The following is a 16,910-nucleotide window of genomic DNA, read 5'->3' as shown; positions in this document are numbered from 1 at the left end:
GGCCTCCTTATTTCAGCACCAGGAACTCGGGCGCGGCCAGCACCAGCAGCACGGCGGTGCGCACGCGGTTCAGGCGCCGGGCGTCGCTGCCGGACGGCATGGCGTTGAGCGCGCCGAGCATCAAGGTCTGGCTGGCGCTGCCGATCTGGCCGGCGGCCAGCACCGTGTTCAGTTCGGCCAGCAGGGCGCCGGCGTTGTCGGCCAGCGGCAGCCAGGCGCTGTAGTCGGGCAGCACGTCGCCCACGCCCACGGCGACCACGCGCTGCATGAAATTGAGGTAGCCGATCACCGATGACTCGTTGGCGATCTGGAATTCCGGCGCCACCAGCCCGGCGGCGGCGATGCCGCTGTTGGGCGGCACGTAGCCGGGACGGAAGAAGTTGAACACGGTGGGCGAGCGCAGCGGACTCTGGCCAAGCCGGGTGGCCGGGTTGCTGGTGTTGCCGATGCCCCAGCTGTCGGTGGCCGAGCTGGCCTTGCAGCCGCGCGCCCAGCCGGTGAGGCGCAGGATCGGTTCGCGCAGCTTGCCTTCGGCCGTGGTGGCGCCGGACATGCCGGCCCGCGCCTCGGGATCGAGCAGCACGGCCTTGAGGACGGCCCGCAGGTTGCCGCGCACGTGTTGGCCGTCGTCGTTGAAGGCGGCGGCCACCCGCGCCACGTAGGCCGGGCTGGGGTTGCTGGTGACGAGGCGCTGGATCAGCTGGCGACCGATGAACGGACCCACGTTGGGATGGGCGTGGATGATGTCGAGCGCGGCCTGCAGGGCGTCGGCGCCGCTCAGGCCGGACGGCACCGTGTGGCCAAGGAAGGTCGAGGCGCCGCTCTCGTGGCGGGCCGGGTACTGGCGCATGGGGCGGCGGATGAAGTCCGGCGTGGCCGTGCTGGTGCCGGCCAGATCCACGTCCCAGCCGGTGAAGATGCGGGCCAGGCCGCTCACGTCGTCCGGCCCGTAGGTGTAGACGGGCGCGCCATCGGCCAGTTTGGGCGTGCCGTCGCCGTTCAGTTGGACCAGGCCGATGGTGAACAGCTGCATCAGCTCGCGCGCGTAATTCTCGTCCGGATGGGAGCCGGTGGCGGGATTGGCCTTGCTGTTGCCCCGGAAAGTGAGGAACTGGCCCATGGCCACGCTGGTGGACACGGCGCCCAGCAGCGCGCGGTAATTGCCGAACGCATGCGCTTCGAGCAGGTCGAGCCAGGCGGCGGCCGAGAACGCGCGCCAGCCCAGCCCGACCAGGCCGTCGATGGCGACCACGATGATCTCGGACAGGGCCAGCGTGACGCGCTGGCGCAGCGTGTCGGGCGCGGCGATCAGCTTGCGCCAGGCGGCCGCGTCGAAGCCCGCTTCCGAGTTCTTGTTGGTGCTGGCGTTGTAGCCCTTGGCCACCAGCCAGTCCCAGCGGGTGCCGGAGGCGGGCAGGGCGAACTGCGCCGCCAGCCAGCCTTCATAGCCGAGTTGCTGGACGCTGGCGATCTGCGTCCGTTCGCAGCCCATGGCGGCCTGGGCCAGGAAGCGCGCCGCCTCGGCGTCGCTGATGGCGTCGGCGCGGGTGACGGTGCCGAGCACGCTGGCGCGCGGGCTGGCGCTGTCGGCGGCGCCGGGGCTGGCGCCGCCGCAGGCCGACAGCAGCGTGGCCGCCGTCAAGGCGATGGTGGCAGTGGTGGCGGTAGCCGCATCGGCGGCGCTGGCGCCGCCGCTGGCCGGCGCCGGCGGCGCGGGAGGTGTGGACGTGGAAGCTGGCATGGCTGGCCCTCATCGAACGGAAAGCGGGACTGCGCGACGGCGACGTGATGTTTGCCAGGAAAAATATATACCAGTTTTCCGGCCTTGCTCAGCGGTGTTACACGCCTGTTACACACGCGCACGGCTCGGCTGGCGGGGCGCTGGCGCGGGCCCGGCTTGCTGTATCTCGCAAGCAACACCAGCGGCGGGTGGCGAGGCGGACGATGCTATACAGAAGCGGCGGCTGGCGTTAATCTGCTTGAAACATTCGGCGCCCGGCGGCAAGGGCGAACTGCGGTGGCGGGACACGGCGAGGGAGACGGGCGGTATGGCATTGCACTTGAGCGCGATCGGCTGGCTGCACACGCTGGCGTCCCTGTACGCATTGGGCGCCGGCGCGCTGGTGCTGTCCGAGCCCAAGGGCGAGCGGGCGCACAAGCGGGCCGGACGCCAGTACCTGTACGCGGCGGCGCTCGCCAATCTCAGCGCGCTGGGCATCCACAAGCTGGGCGCCTTCCACTTGTTCCACGTGTTTGCCCTCGTTTCACTGGGGTGTCTGGCGCTGGCGTTCTATTGTGCTTGCATGCAGGCGCCGCGCCGCCACTGGCTGCGCATCCACCTGAGCGCCATGTTGTTCAGCTACTATCAGCTGACGGCGGCCCTGATCCATGAGATTTTTACCCGCGTGCACGGACTGGAGACGCGCCATTTCCCGCTCGTCTACACGCAGGGATTGGCGTTGCTGGTGTTCCTGATGACGTTGGCGTATTTCTGGGGCCGCACGGCGCCCGGCATGCCGACGTCGCGCATCTACGACCAGCAGCCGACGGCGCGGCAGTGACTTGTCGTTGCCGGCCCAAGGCGCGCCGGTGGCGCCTGGCCGTGGCCGATGCGCGGCGACCTGTCAGTTGGCGCGGCCGGCGCTGCGCCGCTGGGCCGGCATGCCGAGCACGCGTTTCACCACCGGCAGCGGCACCTGCGCCGATTCCATGAATACCCAGGCATTGGCCGCGCCCATGCGCGCGTCGAGCGCGATGGCCTGGTCCACGATGCTGGCCATTTCAGTGTTGCTGCGGGGAGGGTGTGCATTGTCCATGATGGCCTCGTTGGCGGATACGCGTTGCGCGAGGGTGTCATTTTACTATGTTGTGATTCAAAAAGTTTACTGTGCCTTGTCAAACCCGTCATATTTGCATCATTAAAACGACACTTACTTGCTTGATGCAATGATCAGGCGTGGGGCTGGCCCTGGCCGCCCGTGCCGTGGGGCCGGGCCGGCGTGCCGCACAGCTGGCAGAAGTTGAGGAAGGCGTTCTTGCGCACCTTGCAGCGGCCGCAATGGTCGAACAGGCCGATGCCGCAATGGGGGCAGTAGTCGAGCGTCGTGTCCTTCAAGTCCACGCTGCGCTCGCAGCCGGGGCACAGGCCATGGCCGAGCCGCTTCAGCGCCAGCTCGTAATTGAGCGTGGCGCGGCGTTCGTCTTCGGGCAGCGCTTCCTGTTGCTGCTGGCGGGCCAGGTAGCGTTGCAGGCCGACGATGGCCTGGCGTCCGATCATGACCGTCAGCACAATGCCGACCAGATAGCGCACATAGCCGCCGTAGCTGGGCAGGTAGGGCACCAGCTCGACGAAGAAGGCGAAGCCGGCGAAGATGATGAAGCCCCACACGAACGGCCAGTAGGCGCTCTTGCGCTGTTTCGCGTACAGCCAGCCGGCCACGGCCAGCAGCGGCGCCGTCAGCATCAGGCGGTACAGGAAGATGTGCAGCTCGCGCCGCTGCATGGCCCGTTCCAGCGCATCGTGCGCCGGTTTTTCGAGTGCCTGGCGCCGCAGGTCGGCGTGCTGGCGTTGCTGTTGCGCATCCAGCAATACCTGCTGTTGCTGCTGCACGGCGGCCAGGGCCTGCCGCTCGGCCGCCTTCAACCGATCGAGTTCGCGCGTGCGCGCGACCAGGTCGGGATCCTGATCCGGGCGGGCCGTGGCGCGGCGCGTGGCCAGCCAGTTCTGGAACGTCTCGGCCGCCGCGTGCGTGTTCGCTTGCGCCACCTGGTGCTGCTGGCGGGCCTGGGCCAGCGCGTCGTTGGCCGTGGCGATCACCTTGTCGGCGCGCTCCTGGTCGGCGCGCACCTGCGCCGCCTGGCCGGCGTCGATCAGCTGTTCCAGCGTAGGGATGGGCTCGGCGCCGCCAAGGTTGTCGACCAGCTTGCCACCGAGGCCGATCAGGAACCAGGCGAACACGAAAGCGACCAGCCACAAGGCGCGCTGGAACCAGGTCTGGGAACGGCGCAAGGTCTTGCTCATGGAATCTCCGCGGCGGCATGGTGATACCACCAATAGTAGCATTGTGGAAACGCCGGCGTGGCGATTTGTGGACAGCACTGGCCGCCGCTTGCGGGCGCCGGTGGCCGATGGCATGATAAACCGCAGGTGCCGGAAGAACGGCCATGGCGCCGGGAGGAGGGCGGATGCGGTCCTGGATGTGGATGGCGGCTGGTGCGCTGGCGCTGGTGTTCATGGGGCCGGCCCGCGCCGCCGCGCCGCTGCGCATCGCGTCCGACGACTGGTGTCCCTACATTTGCGTGGGCAGCGACGGTCGCGCCATCACCTCCGGCTTCCTGGTCGATGCCACCGCCAGGGCGCTGGAATTGGCCGGTCTGCCGGTGACGCCGCTGCTGATGCCGCTCAACCGCGCCCTCGCCCTCGTGCTGGGCGGGCAGATCGACGGGCTGTACGCGCCAGCAATCGACAGGCGGCTCGTCATGACCGCGCCGCTGATCCGGTCGCGCGCCTGTTTCTACACGCGCAGCGTGAGTTCCTGGCATTACCAGGGCCAGACCTCGCTGGCCCGGCAACAGCTGGGCGTGATCGCCGATTACGGCTACGACGACGGCCCCATGGATGCCTATCTGGCCAGGGAACGGCACAATCATAGTCTGGTCGAGTTCAATTACGGCGAAGACGCGGGCGTGAAGAACATCCGCAAGCTGCTGTACGGCCGCTACGACGTCGTGCTCGAGCATGAGACGGTGATGCAGCACTTGCTGGCCCAACTGGGCGAGAAGCATGCGGTGCGCCAGAGCGGTTGCCTGGAGCACTACCTGCCGCTGGTGGTCGGGTTCTCGGCCAGACTGCCGGGTGCCCATGAGATCGCGCATCAGCTCGACGCGGCGCTGGTGCAGATGAAACAGTCGGGCGACTATGCGCGCCTGCTGCAGCGTTACGCGATCAGCGACCCCGATCCGGCGCCGACGGCGGCGCGCCATGCTCCATTATTGCATTAAATACCACACTTTGCGCGATATCAAGATGCGTGCATTGCGCCGGCCACGGCGCGCGCGGCGCGCATAGAATGCTCGGTTTTTTCCGTTTTTGAAAGCCACTATGCTTCGCGCTCCAGAACTCCTCCTGCCCGCCGGTTCGCTGGCCAAGATGCACGCCGCCTTCGACTTCGGCGCCGACGCCGTGTACGCGGGCGCGCCGCGCTACAGCCTGCGGGTGCGCAACAACGAATTCTCGCGCCAGGAAGTGCTGGCGCTGGGCATCGAGCAGGCCCACGCGCGCGGCAAGCAGTTCTTCGTCGCCAGCAATATCTTCGCCCACAACGCCAAGCTCAAGACCTATCTGCGCGACATGGAGCCGGTGATCGCCATGAAGCCCGACGCGCTGATCATGGCCGACCCCGGCCTGATCATGATGGTGCGCGACCAGTGGCCCGAGGTGCCGATCCACCTGTCGGTGCAGGCCAACGCCGTCAACTGGGCCGACGTCAAGTTCTGGCAGCGCATGGGCCTGACGCGCGTGATCCTGTCGCGCGAACTGTCGCTCGACGAGATCGAGGAGATCCGCCAGCGCTGCCCGGACATGGAGCTGGAAGTGTTCGTGCACGGCGCGCTGTGCATCGCCTACTCGGGCCGCTGCCTGCTGTCGGGCTATTTCAACCATCGCGACCCCAACCAGGGCACGTGCACCAATTCCTGCCGCTGGGATTACAAGGTGATGAACGCGGCCGAGGACGCCAGCGGCGACCTGGCCCGCATCCCCGTCGAGAGCATCAGCCTCAATTACCGGCAGGCGCTGGAGGAAGCCAACTCCTCGTTCTCGTCCATGGGCGACATGGAACGCCACCCGCTGGCCGACCGGCCGTACATGATCGAGGAGGCCGAGCGCCCCGGCCAGTTGATGCCGATCATCGAGGATGAACACGGCACCTACATCATGAACTCCAAGGATCTGCGGGCCGTCGAGCACGTGGAGCGGCTGGTCAAGATCGGCGTCGATTCGCTCAAGATCGAAGGGCGCACCAAGTCGCTGTACTACGCGGCCCGCACGGCCCAGGTGTACCGCACCGCCATCGACGACGCCGTGGCCGGCCGGCCGTTCAACATGGACTTGCTGGGCCAGTTGCAGGGCCTGGCCAACCGTGGCTACACGGACGGCTTCTACCAGCGCCACCACACGCAGGACCACCAGAACTACATGGCCGGCGCGTCCGAACTGCACCGCAGCCAGTACGTGGGCGACGTGCAGGGCGTGCGCGACGGCTGGGCCGAGGTGGACGTCAAGAACCGCTTCGCCGTCGGCGACGAGCTCGAAGTGCTGCACCCGGGCGGCAACACGCTGGTGCGCGTGGAGCAGATCCAGTCGCTGGACGGCGCCCCGATGGAGGCGGCACCCGGCAGCGGCCACCGCGTGCGCATCGCGCTCGACGCGCGCTACGACAAGGCGCTGCTGGCGCGCATGCTGTAACCGCCGCGGAACCAGGGTCTGACCCCGAGGGGTCTGACCCTGGTTTGCGGTTTGTCACCTTGAATTCGCCCGGCCCGCCATCCATATGGCGGGCCGGCGCCGCTTTGGCAGGCGCCACCCGGATGGTGTAGCATGCGGGACGGCCATGGCCGTGCCAGCAATTCAAGGATGGAACATGCAAATTAAAATCAACGATGTACTGCGTAGTTACATCGATCCGTTGACCGAGGCGGAATATGCGGCGCTCGAGCGCAGCATCCTGGTCGAAGGTTGCCGCGACGCGCTCGTGCTGTGGGGCGACGTGCTCGTGGATGGCCACAACCGTTATCAAATCTGCCAGCAGCACGGCGTGCCGTTCAAGGTCACCGAGAACACCAGCTTCAAGAGCCTGGACGACGTCAAGCTGTGGATGATCGACAACCACCTGGGCCGGCGCAGCGTGTCGGATTTCCAGCGCGGCGTGCTGGCCCTGCGCAAGAAGGAGATCATGGCCGAGCGTGCGGCCGAGCTGGCGGCCTTGGCGGCCGCCGAGGACGCGGCCATCGCGCCGCCAGAGACGGACGACGCGCCCGCCAAGGCAGCCAAACCGGCCGCCATGCCGCTGGCCTCGCGCGAGGACATCGCGCGCGCCGCGCGTCTGAGCAGCAACACCATCAGCCAGATCGAAAAGATCCAGAAGACGGCCACGCCGGAACTGGTGGAGGCGGTCCGCTCCGGCACCATCTCCATCAACGCCGCCGCCACCGTGGCCTCGCTGCCGGAAGCGGCGCAGGTGGCCGCCGTGGCCGGCGGCAAGAAGCAGTTGCAGCAGGCCGCCAAGGAGGTGCGCGAACTGCGCGCGGCCATGCGCCCGCCCAAAGAGGCGAAGGAGGGCGAGGAACCGCTGTCGGAAGTCGAGCAGCTACGCGCCGAAATCGCCACCCTCAAACAGCGCAACGCGGCCCTGAAGGCCGAGAACGCGGCGCTGCAGGAACGCATCGCGGCGTTGATCGACGCGTCCTGAACCAGTCCAACCGCCCTGTGGAGGCTTGCCCATGCTGAAACGCCATGCCCTGTTCGCCATGTTGTGCGCCATGCCGGTCGGCGCCGCGCTGGCCGCGCCGCCCGCCGCCGCCATGGCCACCGTGTCCCCGGCCGACACTGCGCGCTGGCAGGGCACGGCGCGCCGCGTCGATATCCTGCGCGACAAGTGGGGCATCCCGCACATCTACGGCAAGACCGACGCCGACGCCGTGTTCGGCATGATGTACGCCCAGGCCGAGGACGATTTCAACCGGGTCGAGCTCAACTTCATCAACGCCATGGGGCGCTTGGCCGAGGTGCGCGGCGAGGCGGAACTGTACCGCGACCTGCGCATGAAGCTGTTCATCAACCCGGCCCAGTTGAAGGGCCAGTACGCGGCCAGCCCGGCATGGCTGAAGAAGCTGATGAACGCCTGGGCCGATGGCCTGAACTACTACCTGTACACCCACCCGCAGGTGCGGCCGCTGTTGCTGACGCGCTTCGAGCCGTGGATGGCGCTCAGTTTCAGCGAGGGCAGCATCGGCGGCGACATCGAGGACGTGGACCTGACGCAGCTGGAACGGTTCTACGGCAAGCGCGCCGACGTGCCGCTGGCCTACGCGGGCAGCGACCTCGATCAGGAACCGGCCGGCTCGAACGGCTTCGCCATCGCGCCGCGTCTGACCCGCGACGGCCATGCGCTGTTGCTGATCAATCCCCACACCTCGTTCTACTTCCGGCCCGAAGTGCACGTGAGCAGCGATGAAGGCCTGAACGCCTACGGCGCCGTGACGTGGGGCCAGTTCTTCGTCTACCAGGGCTTCAACGACCGGCTGGGCTGGATGCACACGTCCGGCGGCGGCGACGTGATCGACGAATACCTGGAGACGGTGACGGAAAAGGATGGCCGCTATTTCTACAAGTACGGCAAGGAGCTGCGGCCATTGAAGGCGGTCGACATCACGCTGCCGTACAAGACGGCGGACGGCATGGCGAAGAAGGTCGTCACCGTCTATTACAGCCACCACGGCCCCATCGTGCGCGAGGCCGGCGGCAAGTGGGTGGCCGTGCGCCTGATGAACGATCCGATGCGCGCGCTCACGCAATCGTTCAGCCGCACCAAGGCGCGCGACTACGCCGCCTTCTACAAGGTGATGCGGTTGCGGACCAACTCGTCCAACAACACCGTGTATGCGGACGCGGACGGCAATATCGCCTACTTCCACGGCAATTTCATCCCCGTGCGCGACACCCGCTTCGACTTCACCCACCCGGTCGATGGCAGCGACCCGGCCACCGAGTGGAAAGGCCTGCACGAGGTCAAGGACACCATCACGCTGTTCAACCCGAAGAACGGCTGGATCCAGAACACCAACAACTGGCCGTTCACGGCGGCCGGCGCCTACAGCCCGCGCCAGCGCGATTACCCGGCCTACATGTCGGTCAATCCCGAGAATGCGCGCGGCATCCATGCCGTGCGCGTGCTCAAGGACGCCAAGGACCTCACCATCGACGGCCTGATCGCGAAGGCCTACGACAGCCAGTTGACGGCCTTCGAGCCATTGCTGCCCAAGCTGTTCCAGGACTACGACAGCCTGCCGGCCGAGGTGCCGCTGAAGGCCAGGCTGGCGCCGCAGATCGCGGCCTTGCGCGGCTGGGACATGCGCTTCGGGCTCGATTCCGTGCCCACCTCGCTGGCGATCTTCTGGGCCCAGAACCTGGCCGACACGTTCGGTCCGGCCGCGCACGCGCGCGAGGTGCTGGTGCTCGACTACGTCGCCAACGCCATCACGCCGATGGACCGGCTGACGGCGCTGGCGCGCGCCTCCGACAAGCTGGCCGCCGACTTCGGCCGCTGGCAGACGCCGTGGGGCGAGATCAACCGCTTCCAGCGCCTGACGGGCGACATCGTGCAGCCGTTCGACGACAGCAAACCGAGTCTGCCGGTGGCGTTCGCGTCGGCCAACTGGGGTTCGCTGGCCGCGTTCGGGATGACGTCCAAGGCCAACACCCGGCGCATCTACGGCGAGCGTGGCAACAGCTTCGTGGCGGCCGTGGAGTTCGGTCCGCGCATCAAGGCGCGCAGCATCCTGGCCGGCGGCGAAAGCGGCGACCCGGCCTCGCCGCACTTCAACGACCAGGCGGCCATGTACGCGCGCGGCGAATTCAAGGACGTGCTGTTCTACCGCGAAGACGTGGAGAAGAACCTGGAACGGCGCTACCATCCGGGCCAGTAATATCATAAGAACATAAGTTAACCCCAAATTCCGTCGTTCCCGCCTGCGCGGGGACGACGGAGGTGGCCATAAGGAACAGCTAATGAGTTTGGAATCGGTACGGGCCTTTTTCGCGGCCCGCCAGCTGGATATACCCATCATCGAACTGGAAGTGAGCACGGCCACCGTGGCGCTGGCGGCCGAGGCGCACGGCGTGGAGCCGGGCCGCATCGCCAAGACGCTGGCGTTCCGGCTCGGCGACGGCCGCGCCATCGTGCTGGTGGCGGCCGGCGACGCGCGCATCGACAACAAGAAGTTCAAGGACGCGCTGGGCAAGGGCAAGATGCTGCCGGCCGAGGAGGTGGTGGCGCTGACCGGCCATCCGGTCGGCGGGGTGTGTCCGTTCGGGCTGGCGCAGCCGCTGCCCGTGTATCTCGACACGTCGCTGCGCACGTACGACGAAGTGATGCCGGCCGCCGGCGGCGTGCACACGGCCGTGCGCATGTCGCCGCAGCAGATGGCCGACATCACGGCCGGCGACTGGGTCGACGTCTGCCAGGCCAGATCGTAATTGCGCAATTAGGTGCCGCCAATCAGATCGCGTCGAGCGCGGTGCGCAGGTCGCGCCGCAAGTCGTCCACATCCTCGATCCCCACCGACAGCCGTATCAGGCTGTCGCTGATGCCCAGCGCCGCGCGCTGCGCCAGCGGGATGGTGGCGTGGGTCATCAGGGCCGGGTGTTCGATCAGGCTCTCCACGCCGCCCAGGCTCTCGGCCAGCGCGAACAGGCGGCAGCTTTCGAGGAAGCGCCGCGCCCCGGCCATATCCGTCTTCAGGTCGATCGAGATGATGCCGCCAAAGCCGGCCATCTGGCGCTGCGCCAGTTCGTGCTGCGGGTGCGACGCCAGGCCGGGGTAGTACACGCGCCGCACCTCCGGCTGCGCTTCCAGCCACTGCGCCAGTTCCAGCGCGCTGGCGCAGTGGCGTTCCATGCGCAGCGCCAGCGTCTTCACGCCGCGCAGCGCCAGGAAGCTGTCGAACGGGCCGGCGATGGCGCCCACCGCGTTCTGCAGGAAGGTCAGTTGTTCGCGCCACGCGTGCTGGTGCGCCTCGCCCGCCACCACGGCCATGCCGCCGATGATGTCGGAATGCCCGTTCAGGTACTTGGTGGTCGAGTGGACCACGATGTCGAAGCCGAATTCCAGCGGCCGCTGCACCATGGGGCTGGCGAAGGTGTTGTCGGCCACGGCGATGATGCCGCGCACGCGGCAGATTTCGGCCACGGTCTGCAAGTCGGCCAGCTTGAGCATGGGATTGGTCGGCGTCTCCACCCACACCATGCGCGTCTCCGGGCGCAGCGCGGCCAGCAGGCAGTCGGGCCGGGTCAGGTCCACGTAGCTGAACTGGTGGCCGGCGCTGCGCCGGCGCACCTGTTCGAACAGGCGGTAGGTGCCGCCGTACATGTCGTCGCCGGCCACGATGTGGGCGCCGGCGTCGGCCAGTTCCAGCACGGTGGAGATGGCGGCCAGGCCGGAGGCGAAGGCGTAGCCCTGCGCGCCGCCCTCGAGGTCGGCCACGCAGCGCTCCAGCGCCCAGCGCGTGGGGTTGTGCGAGCGGCCATAGTCGAGCCCCTTGTGCACGCCGGGGCTGTCCTGCACGTAGGTGGAGGTGGCGTAAATGGGCGGCATGATGGCGCCCGTGGACGGGTCGGGAGCCTGCCCGGCGTGGATCACGCGCGTGGCCAGCGCTGGCGGCCGCGAGTTATCGGGCCCGCTCATGACAGCTTCCTGCGCAGGTGGTTGAGCAGGTCGAAGCGGGTGATCAGGCCGTAGAACACGCCGCCGTCGGCCACCACGGCCGTCAGTCCCCGGTCCAGCGTGGCGCGCACCGCGTGCAGGCCGGCCGTGGGCGACAGCGTCTCCACGCGCGCGCTCATGGTCTCGCCCACGGGGGCGGCGAAGTGCGCGGGGTCGTCGTCCACCTTCAGCAGCAGGTCCGATTCGTCGATGATGCCCACCAGGCGGCCCCCGTCGATCACGGGCAGTTGCGCCAGGTCGGCGCTGCGCATGCGGTTGAAGGCCACCAGCAGGCTGTCGGTGGGCGCCACGCTGACCACCTCGTCCTCGTCGTATCGCCGGCCGATCAGGTCGCGCAGGTCGTTGGTGGGCACGCGCGGCAGCAAGCCCTGGTCGTGCATCCAGCCGTCGTTGTACAGCTTGGACAGGTAGCGCGTGCCGGTGTCGCACACGAAGCTGACCACGCGTCTGGGCTTGCTCTGGGCGCGGCAGTAGCGCAGCGCGGCGGCGAACAGCGTGCCGGTGGACGAGCCGCCCAGGATGCCCTCGGCCCGCAGCAGGGCGCGCGCGCTGGCGAAGCTTTCCTGGTCGTCGATGGTGTAGGCCAGCCGCACGGCGCTCAGGTCGGCGATGGCGGGCACGAAGTCCTCGCCGATGCCTTCCACCGCCCACGAGCCGCTGGTGTCGCTGGCGCGGCCGGTGCGCACGTAGTCGGCCAGGATGGAGCCCTTGGGGTCGGCCAGCACGAATTCCAGTTGCGGGTGCACGCGCCGGAAGTAGCGCGTGAGCCCCGTCAACGTGCCCGAGGAGCCGACGCCGACGACGATGGCGTCCACATCGTGGCCCGTCTGGTCCCAGATTTCCGGGCCGGTGGTGGTCTCGTGCGCGCGCGGGTTGGCCGGGTTGTTGAACTGGTCGGCGAACCAGGCGCCGGGCAGCTCGCCGGCCAGCCGGGCCGCGTAGTCCTGGTAATAGTCGGGGTGGCCCTTGGCCACGTCGGAGCGGGTGGTGCGCACCTCGGCGCCCAGCGCCTTCAGGTGCAGCACCTTCTCCGGCGACATCTTGTCGGGCACCACCAGCAGCACGCGGTAGCCTTTGAGCCGGCCCACGAGCGCCAGGCCCAGGCCCGTGTTGCCGGCGGTGGCCTCGACGATGGTGCCGCCGGGGCGCAACCGGCCGTCCGCCTCGGCCTCCTGCACCATGGCCAGGCCGATGCGGTCCTTGATCGAGCCGCCGGGGTTCTGCGATTCCAGCTTGAGGAACAGCTGGCAGGGTCCGGTGTCGAGCCGGGTGATCTGCACCAGCGGCGTGTTGCCGATCAGACTGAACAGGGCGGGTGTTTGCATGGACGCTCCCAATCCCGGATTGGTTGATGCGAGCTGGCCGCGCTGGACGCGGTGCCAGTGCGACAAGTATGCGCTTTTTTGGCGGACGGCGGTTTATAATCGGCCAGCCGGCAAGGCGCAAGAACATGGGCAAAGGCAGAGGCAAAGGCAGCAGTGGCAAAACTTTATTTCCGGTACTCCGCGATGAACGCGGGCAAATCCACGGCAATGTTGCAAGTGGCGCATAACTACGAGGAACAGGGGCAGCAGGTGCGGCTCTACACGGCGGCCATCGACGACCGCTATGGCGTGGGCCGGGTCACGTCGCGTCTGGGCCCCCAGCGCGAGGTGGAGGTGTTCACGGCGGACACGGACTTCCTGGCCGGCATTCCCAAGGTGGCCTGCCTGCTGATCGACGAATCGCAGTTCCTGTCGCCGCGCCAGGTGCGGCAACTGCACCAGCTGGCCCAGACCCGCGGCGTGCCCGTGATCTGCTATGGCTTGCGCACGGATTTCCTGGGTGAGCCGTTCCCCGGCTCGGCCTACCTGCTGGCCCTGGCCGACGATATCGAAGAACTGAAGAACATCTGCACTTGCGGCAAGAAGGCGACGATGAACATCCGCGTCGATGAGCATGGCAAGCGCATCAAGGAGGGCGAGCAGATCAGTATCGGCGGCAATGAAAGTTACCGCCAGGCTTGCGGCCGCTGTTTCTACGCCGAATAGGTGTTGAGATCCAGCGTGGACATTCAGCGTGGACATTCAGCGTGGACATTAAGCGTGGACATTGCGCGATGAGCACCATCGGAGTCCGCCATGGCTAGCCTGCTCAGCTGCGGCGCGCTGGCGCCGGCCTGGCTGTGCCGCCATGGCGACATGCTGCTGTATCTGGCCCCGTCGGTGCTGCTGGCGCTGCTGATCCGCTCGTTGTCGGCCCGCCATCCGGTCTTTTTCGTGTTCACGGCGGCCGGCACGGCCTGTCATGAGCTGGCCCATTTCAGCATCGGCCTGTTGACGGGCGCCCGGCCCGGCTCGTTCACCATCATCCCGCGCCGGGTGGGGCAGGGCTGGGAGCTCGGTTCCGTGCTGCTGACGCGCGTGCGCTGGTACAACGCCGCGCCGGCCGCGCTGGCGCCGTTCCTGGTGGTGCTGCTGCCGGTGCTGGTGGCGGCCTGGCGCACGCGGCCCGGCTGGCATTTCCAGTGGCTGGACCTGGCGCTGGCGTTCGCGGTCGCGCCCCAATTCCTCGCTTGCTGGCCCTCGAAAGTGGACTGGAAGATCGCCCTGCGCTCCTGGCCCTACCTGCTGATCACGGCCGCGCTGTGGCTGGCATGGCGCCAGTGGGCCCAGGCATGGGGATAATGCGGCGCGCCAAGGGGCGTCGTCTTCAGTTAAGCTTAAGCCTTGGCGCGGAAACTGTGCGGCGACGAGTCGTGCGGCAGATGCTATCCTGTAGAATTGAAGCGGAAAAAAATGCCGCAACCCCGTCGTTCCATGCGCCGGTAGTCCCGTGCGCAGTTTCATGCACACATCAAAGTTCGGAGTAAGCCGATGAAGAAGCACATGTTGTTGGTCGCGCTGGCCATGTCCGTATCGCTGAGCGCCGTGTCGGCGCAGACGGAGAAAATGGGCGACGCCCAGCTGAAACCCCTGCCGCAGCAGACGCAGGCGGCGTTGTGGGCTTCGCGCGTGCTGTCGCGCTACCACTACAAGGCCGTCCCGCTCGACGACGCCATGTCGGAAAAGATCTTCGACCGTTATTTCAAGTCGCTGGACGGGGAGAAGCTGTTCTTCACGCAGCCCGACCTGGACCAGTTCGCCGGTTCGCGCACCCGGCTCGACGACGCCATCAACGGCGAGAACCTGAGCGTGCCGTTCGCCATCTACAACCTGTACCAGCAACGTTTCAACGAGCGCATCAATTACGCCCGTGAATTGCTCAAGACCAAATTCGATTTCAGCGTCGATGAAAGCTACCAGTACGACCGCGAGAAGGCGGACTGGGTCAAGACGGACGCCGAGATCAAGGAACTGTGGCGCAAGCGTGTGAAGAACGACTGGCTGCGCCTGAAACTGGCCGGCAAGGACGACAAGGCGATCCGCGAGACGCTCGACAAGCGCTACGAGAACTACCTGAGCCGCTCGCGCAAGCTCAACAATGAAGACGTGTTCCAGATCTTCATGAACGCCTACGCCATGTCGATCGAGCCGCACACCAACTACCTGGGCCCGCGCGCGTCGGAGAACTTCGACATCGCCATGCGCCTGTCGCTGGAGGGCATCGGCTGCGTGCTGCAGACGCGCGACGAATACACGGTGGTGCGCGAGGTGGTGCCGGGCAGCCCGGCCGGGCTGTCGGGCAAGATCAAGGTCGGCGACCGCATCCTGGCCGTGGCCAAGGACGAGAACTCGCCCATGACGGACGTGCTGGGCTGGCGCATCGACGACGTGGTGGCCCTGATCCGTGGTCCCAAGGATTCCACCGTGCGGCTCGACGTGCTGCCGGCCGACGCCGGACCGGACGGCAAGCACGTGTCGCTGTCGCTGGTGCGCAAGAAGATCAGCATGGAGGAGCAGTCGGCCAAGAAATCGATCCTCGAAGTGCGTGACGGCACGGCCAAGCGCCGCGTGGGCGTGATTTCGCTGCCCACGTTCTACCAGGACTTCGAGGCGCGCCGCAAGGGCGACCCCAACTTCAAGAGCGCCACGCGCGATGTGGCCCGCCTGTTGGGCGAGCTGAAGAAGGATAAGGTGGACAACGTGCTGATCGACCTGCGCGGCAATGGCGGCGGCTCGCTGAACGAGGCGGTGGAGCTGACCGGCCTGTTCATCGACCGTGGCCCCGTGGTGCAGCAGCGCAACGCCGAAGGCCGCATCGAGGTCGAGAGCGACACCAATCCCGGCCTGGCCTGGGATGGCCCGGTGGGCGTGCTGATCAACCGTGGCTCGGCCTCGGCGTCCGAGATCTTCGCCGCCGCCATCCAGGATTACGGCCGTGGCATCATCATCGGCGAACCGAGCTTCGGCAAGGGCACGGTGCAGCAGCTGATCAACCTGGACCGCTTCGCCCAGGGCGACAAGGCCCGGCTGGGCGAATTGAAGATGACGGTGGCGCAGTTCTTCCGCATCAACGGTGGCACCACCCAGCTGCGCGGTGTCACGCCCGACATCAAGCTGCCCGTGATGGCCGACTCCGACAGTTTCGGCGAATCGAGCTACGACAACGCCTTGCCGTGGACGTCGATCCGTCCGGCCACCTACATCCCGGCTGGCGAGCTGAAGGAGATCGTGCCGCTGCTGGACAAGAAGCACGAGGCGCGCGTGGCCAAGGACAAGGACTTCCAGTACCTGCAGGAAGACATCAACCTGGTCAAAAAGCAGCGCAAGGACAACCTGATCTCGCTCAACGAGACCGTGCGCCGCAAGGAGCGTGACGCCCAGGAAGCGCGCGCCAAGCTGCGCGAATCGCGGCTGGCGGTGGCGGCCGTGCCCGGTGGCGACGACCCGGTGCTGGTGCCCGATCCCAAGGAACTGCTGAGGCAACAGGCGTTGGTCAAGCAGGCCGGCGGCAAGGCCGGGGCCAAGGTGGCGGCCGTGAAGGGCGCGCTGCGCACGGATGACGGCCTGCAGGCGGACGAACGGGCCTTGTCGGCCGAGCTGGACGCGGAAAAGGCGGCCAAGGCGGCCAAGGACGTGTTGCTGAACGAGGCCGTGCACATCCTGGCCGACGAGGTCGGATTGCTGAAGACGGACACCCGCATGGCATCGCGCGTGCTGCCCTACGCCATGGAAGCCAACAAGTAACCCAAAACCGGGGTCAGGTCATGCCATCGCGCAAATTGCGCGCCGGCATGACCTGACCCCGGTTTAAATTTTGCCAGGCGGTCAGGAGTTATGCGTTTGGGAAATTTCTCTCATCACAAACTTAAATTGGATTAAGTTTGCGCAATGCAGCATCATTCACCTGTCTCCTCTATTCTCCTCCAAGGAAATAGATTCAGCCCGCTCCCGTAGCGGGCTTTTTTTTTGGCTATGTCCCCATTAAGTGTTGAACTTCCCCTGGGAACGTTTGTCCAAGACTAAGCACCCAAGTCTTGGAGAGAGC

General features: G+C 67.0%; 14 protein-coding genes. 9 read left to right on the top strand and 5 right to left on the bottom strand.

Annotation, left to right across the window (positions count from 1 at the left end; all coding sequences use genetic code 11):
- Positions 1-7: 7 nt before the first annotated feature.
- Entirely contained in the window at positions 8-1,741 is a 1,734-nt protein-coding gene (locus AC1RQG_RS22500) for a DUF1800 domain-containing protein (protein WP_493134735.1), read from the bottom strand.
- A 307-nt stretch (positions 1,742-2,048) separates the two neighbouring features.
- Here AC1RQG_RS22500 and AC1RQG_RS22495 point away from each other — a divergent pair, with 307 nt between their 5' ends.
- Positions 2,049-2,561 (top strand): DUF2306 domain-containing protein, encoded by a 513-nt coding sequence (locus AC1RQG_RS22495; protein ID WP_493134734.1) that lies wholly within the window; start codon positions 2,049-2,051, stop codon positions 2,559-2,561.
- A gap of 63 nt (positions 2,562-2,624) precedes the next feature.
- Here the strand turns inward: AC1RQG_RS22495 and AC1RQG_RS22490 are convergent, their stop codons facing one another.
- Both AC1RQG_RS22490 and AC1RQG_RS22485 read right to left on the bottom strand, forming a co-directional pair.
- Positions 2,625-2,816 (bottom strand): hypothetical protein, encoded by a 192-nt coding sequence (locus tag AC1RQG_RS22490; protein WP_493134732.1) that lies wholly within the window; start codon positions 2,814-2,816, stop codon positions 2,625-2,627.
- Positions 2,817-2,950: 134 nt separating this feature from the next.
- Positions 2,951-4,021, bottom strand: coding sequence for a serine endopeptidase (locus AC1RQG_RS22485; RefSeq protein WP_493134731.1), 1,071 nt, complete (start codon positions 4,019-4,021; stop codon positions 2,951-2,953).
- A gap of 164 nt (positions 4,022-4,185) precedes the next feature.
- Here AC1RQG_RS22485 and AC1RQG_RS22480 point away from each other — a divergent pair, with 164 nt between their 5' ends.
- The 5 genes from AC1RQG_RS22480 (at position 4,186) to AC1RQG_RS22460 (ending at position 10,255) form a co-directional block, all read left to right on the top strand.
- Positions 4,186-5,001, top strand: a complete 816-nt coding sequence (locus tag AC1RQG_RS22480; protein ID WP_493134730.1) for a substrate-binding periplasmic protein — start codon at positions 4,186-4,188, stop codon at positions 4,999-5,001.
- A 100-nt stretch (positions 5,002-5,101) separates the two neighbouring features.
- On the top strand, positions 5,102-6,466 hold the full coding sequence (gene trhP, locus AC1RQG_RS22475; RefSeq protein WP_493134729.1) for a prephenate-dependent tRNA uridine(34) hydroxylase TrhP: 1,365 nt from the start codon (positions 5,102-5,104) through the stop codon (positions 6,464-6,466).
- Between the two features lie 175 nt (positions 6,467-6,641).
- Complete coding sequence (locus tag AC1RQG_RS22470; protein ID WP_493134728.1) at positions 6,642-7,469, top strand: hypothetical protein; 828 nt, start codon at positions 6,642-6,644, stop codon at positions 7,467-7,469.
- A 31-nt stretch (positions 7,470-7,500) separates the two neighbouring features.
- Positions 7,501-9,705 (top strand): acylase, encoded by a 2,205-nt coding sequence (locus AC1RQG_RS22465; protein WP_493134726.1) that lies wholly within the window; start codon positions 7,501-7,503, stop codon positions 9,703-9,705.
- An 82-nt stretch (positions 9,706-9,787) separates the two neighbouring features.
- Positions 9,788-10,255 carry a YbaK/EbsC family protein gene (locus tag AC1RQG_RS22460; RefSeq protein WP_493134724.1) on the top strand — a complete coding sequence of 156 codons (468 nt, stop codon included), beginning with the start codon at positions 9,788-9,790 and terminating at the stop codon, positions 10,253-10,255.
- A 22-nt stretch (positions 10,256-10,277) separates the two neighbouring features.
- On the opposite strand, the gene AC1RQG_RS22455 is transcribed toward AC1RQG_RS22460, so the two are convergent.
- On the bottom strand, positions 10,278-11,462 hold the full coding sequence (locus tag AC1RQG_RS22455; RefSeq protein ID WP_493134722.1) for a trans-sulfuration enzyme family protein: 1,185 nt from the start codon (positions 11,460-11,462) through the stop codon (positions 10,278-10,280).
- Positions 11,459-12,826 (bottom strand): pyridoxal-phosphate dependent enzyme, encoded by a 1,368-nt coding sequence (locus AC1RQG_RS22450; protein WP_493134720.1) that lies wholly within the window; start codon positions 12,824-12,826, stop codon positions 11,459-11,461. The genes AC1RQG_RS22455 and AC1RQG_RS22450 overlap by 4 nt, the downstream gene beginning before the upstream one ends.
- A gap of 153 nt (positions 12,827-12,979) precedes the next feature.
- Between AC1RQG_RS22450 and AC1RQG_RS22445 the strand changes: the two genes are divergently transcribed.
- The 3 genes from AC1RQG_RS22445 (at position 12,980) to AC1RQG_RS22435 (ending at position 16,609) form a co-directional block, all read left to right on the top strand.
- Positions 12,980-13,531, top strand: coding sequence for a thymidine kinase (locus AC1RQG_RS22445; RefSeq protein WP_493134718.1), 552 nt, complete (start codon positions 12,980-12,982; stop codon positions 13,529-13,531).
- 90 nt (positions 13,532-13,621) lie between these two features.
- A complete protein-coding gene (locus tag AC1RQG_RS22440; protein WP_493134716.1) occupies positions 13,622-14,167 on the top strand; it encodes a hypothetical protein in 546 nt (181 codons plus the stop codon).
- Between the two features lie 189 nt (positions 14,168-14,356).
- Positions 14,357-16,609, top strand: coding sequence for a carboxy terminal-processing peptidase (locus AC1RQG_RS22435; RefSeq protein ID WP_493134714.1), 2,253 nt, complete (start codon positions 14,357-14,359; stop codon positions 16,607-16,609).
- Positions 16,610-16,910: the final 301 nt, after the last annotated feature.

The sequence above is a fragment of the Rugamonas sp. GW822-FHT03B10 genome (assembly GCF_058801745.1).
The sequence above is the reverse complement of the archived record's forward strand: the minus strand, read 5'-3'. Positions and strand labels throughout refer to the sequence as shown.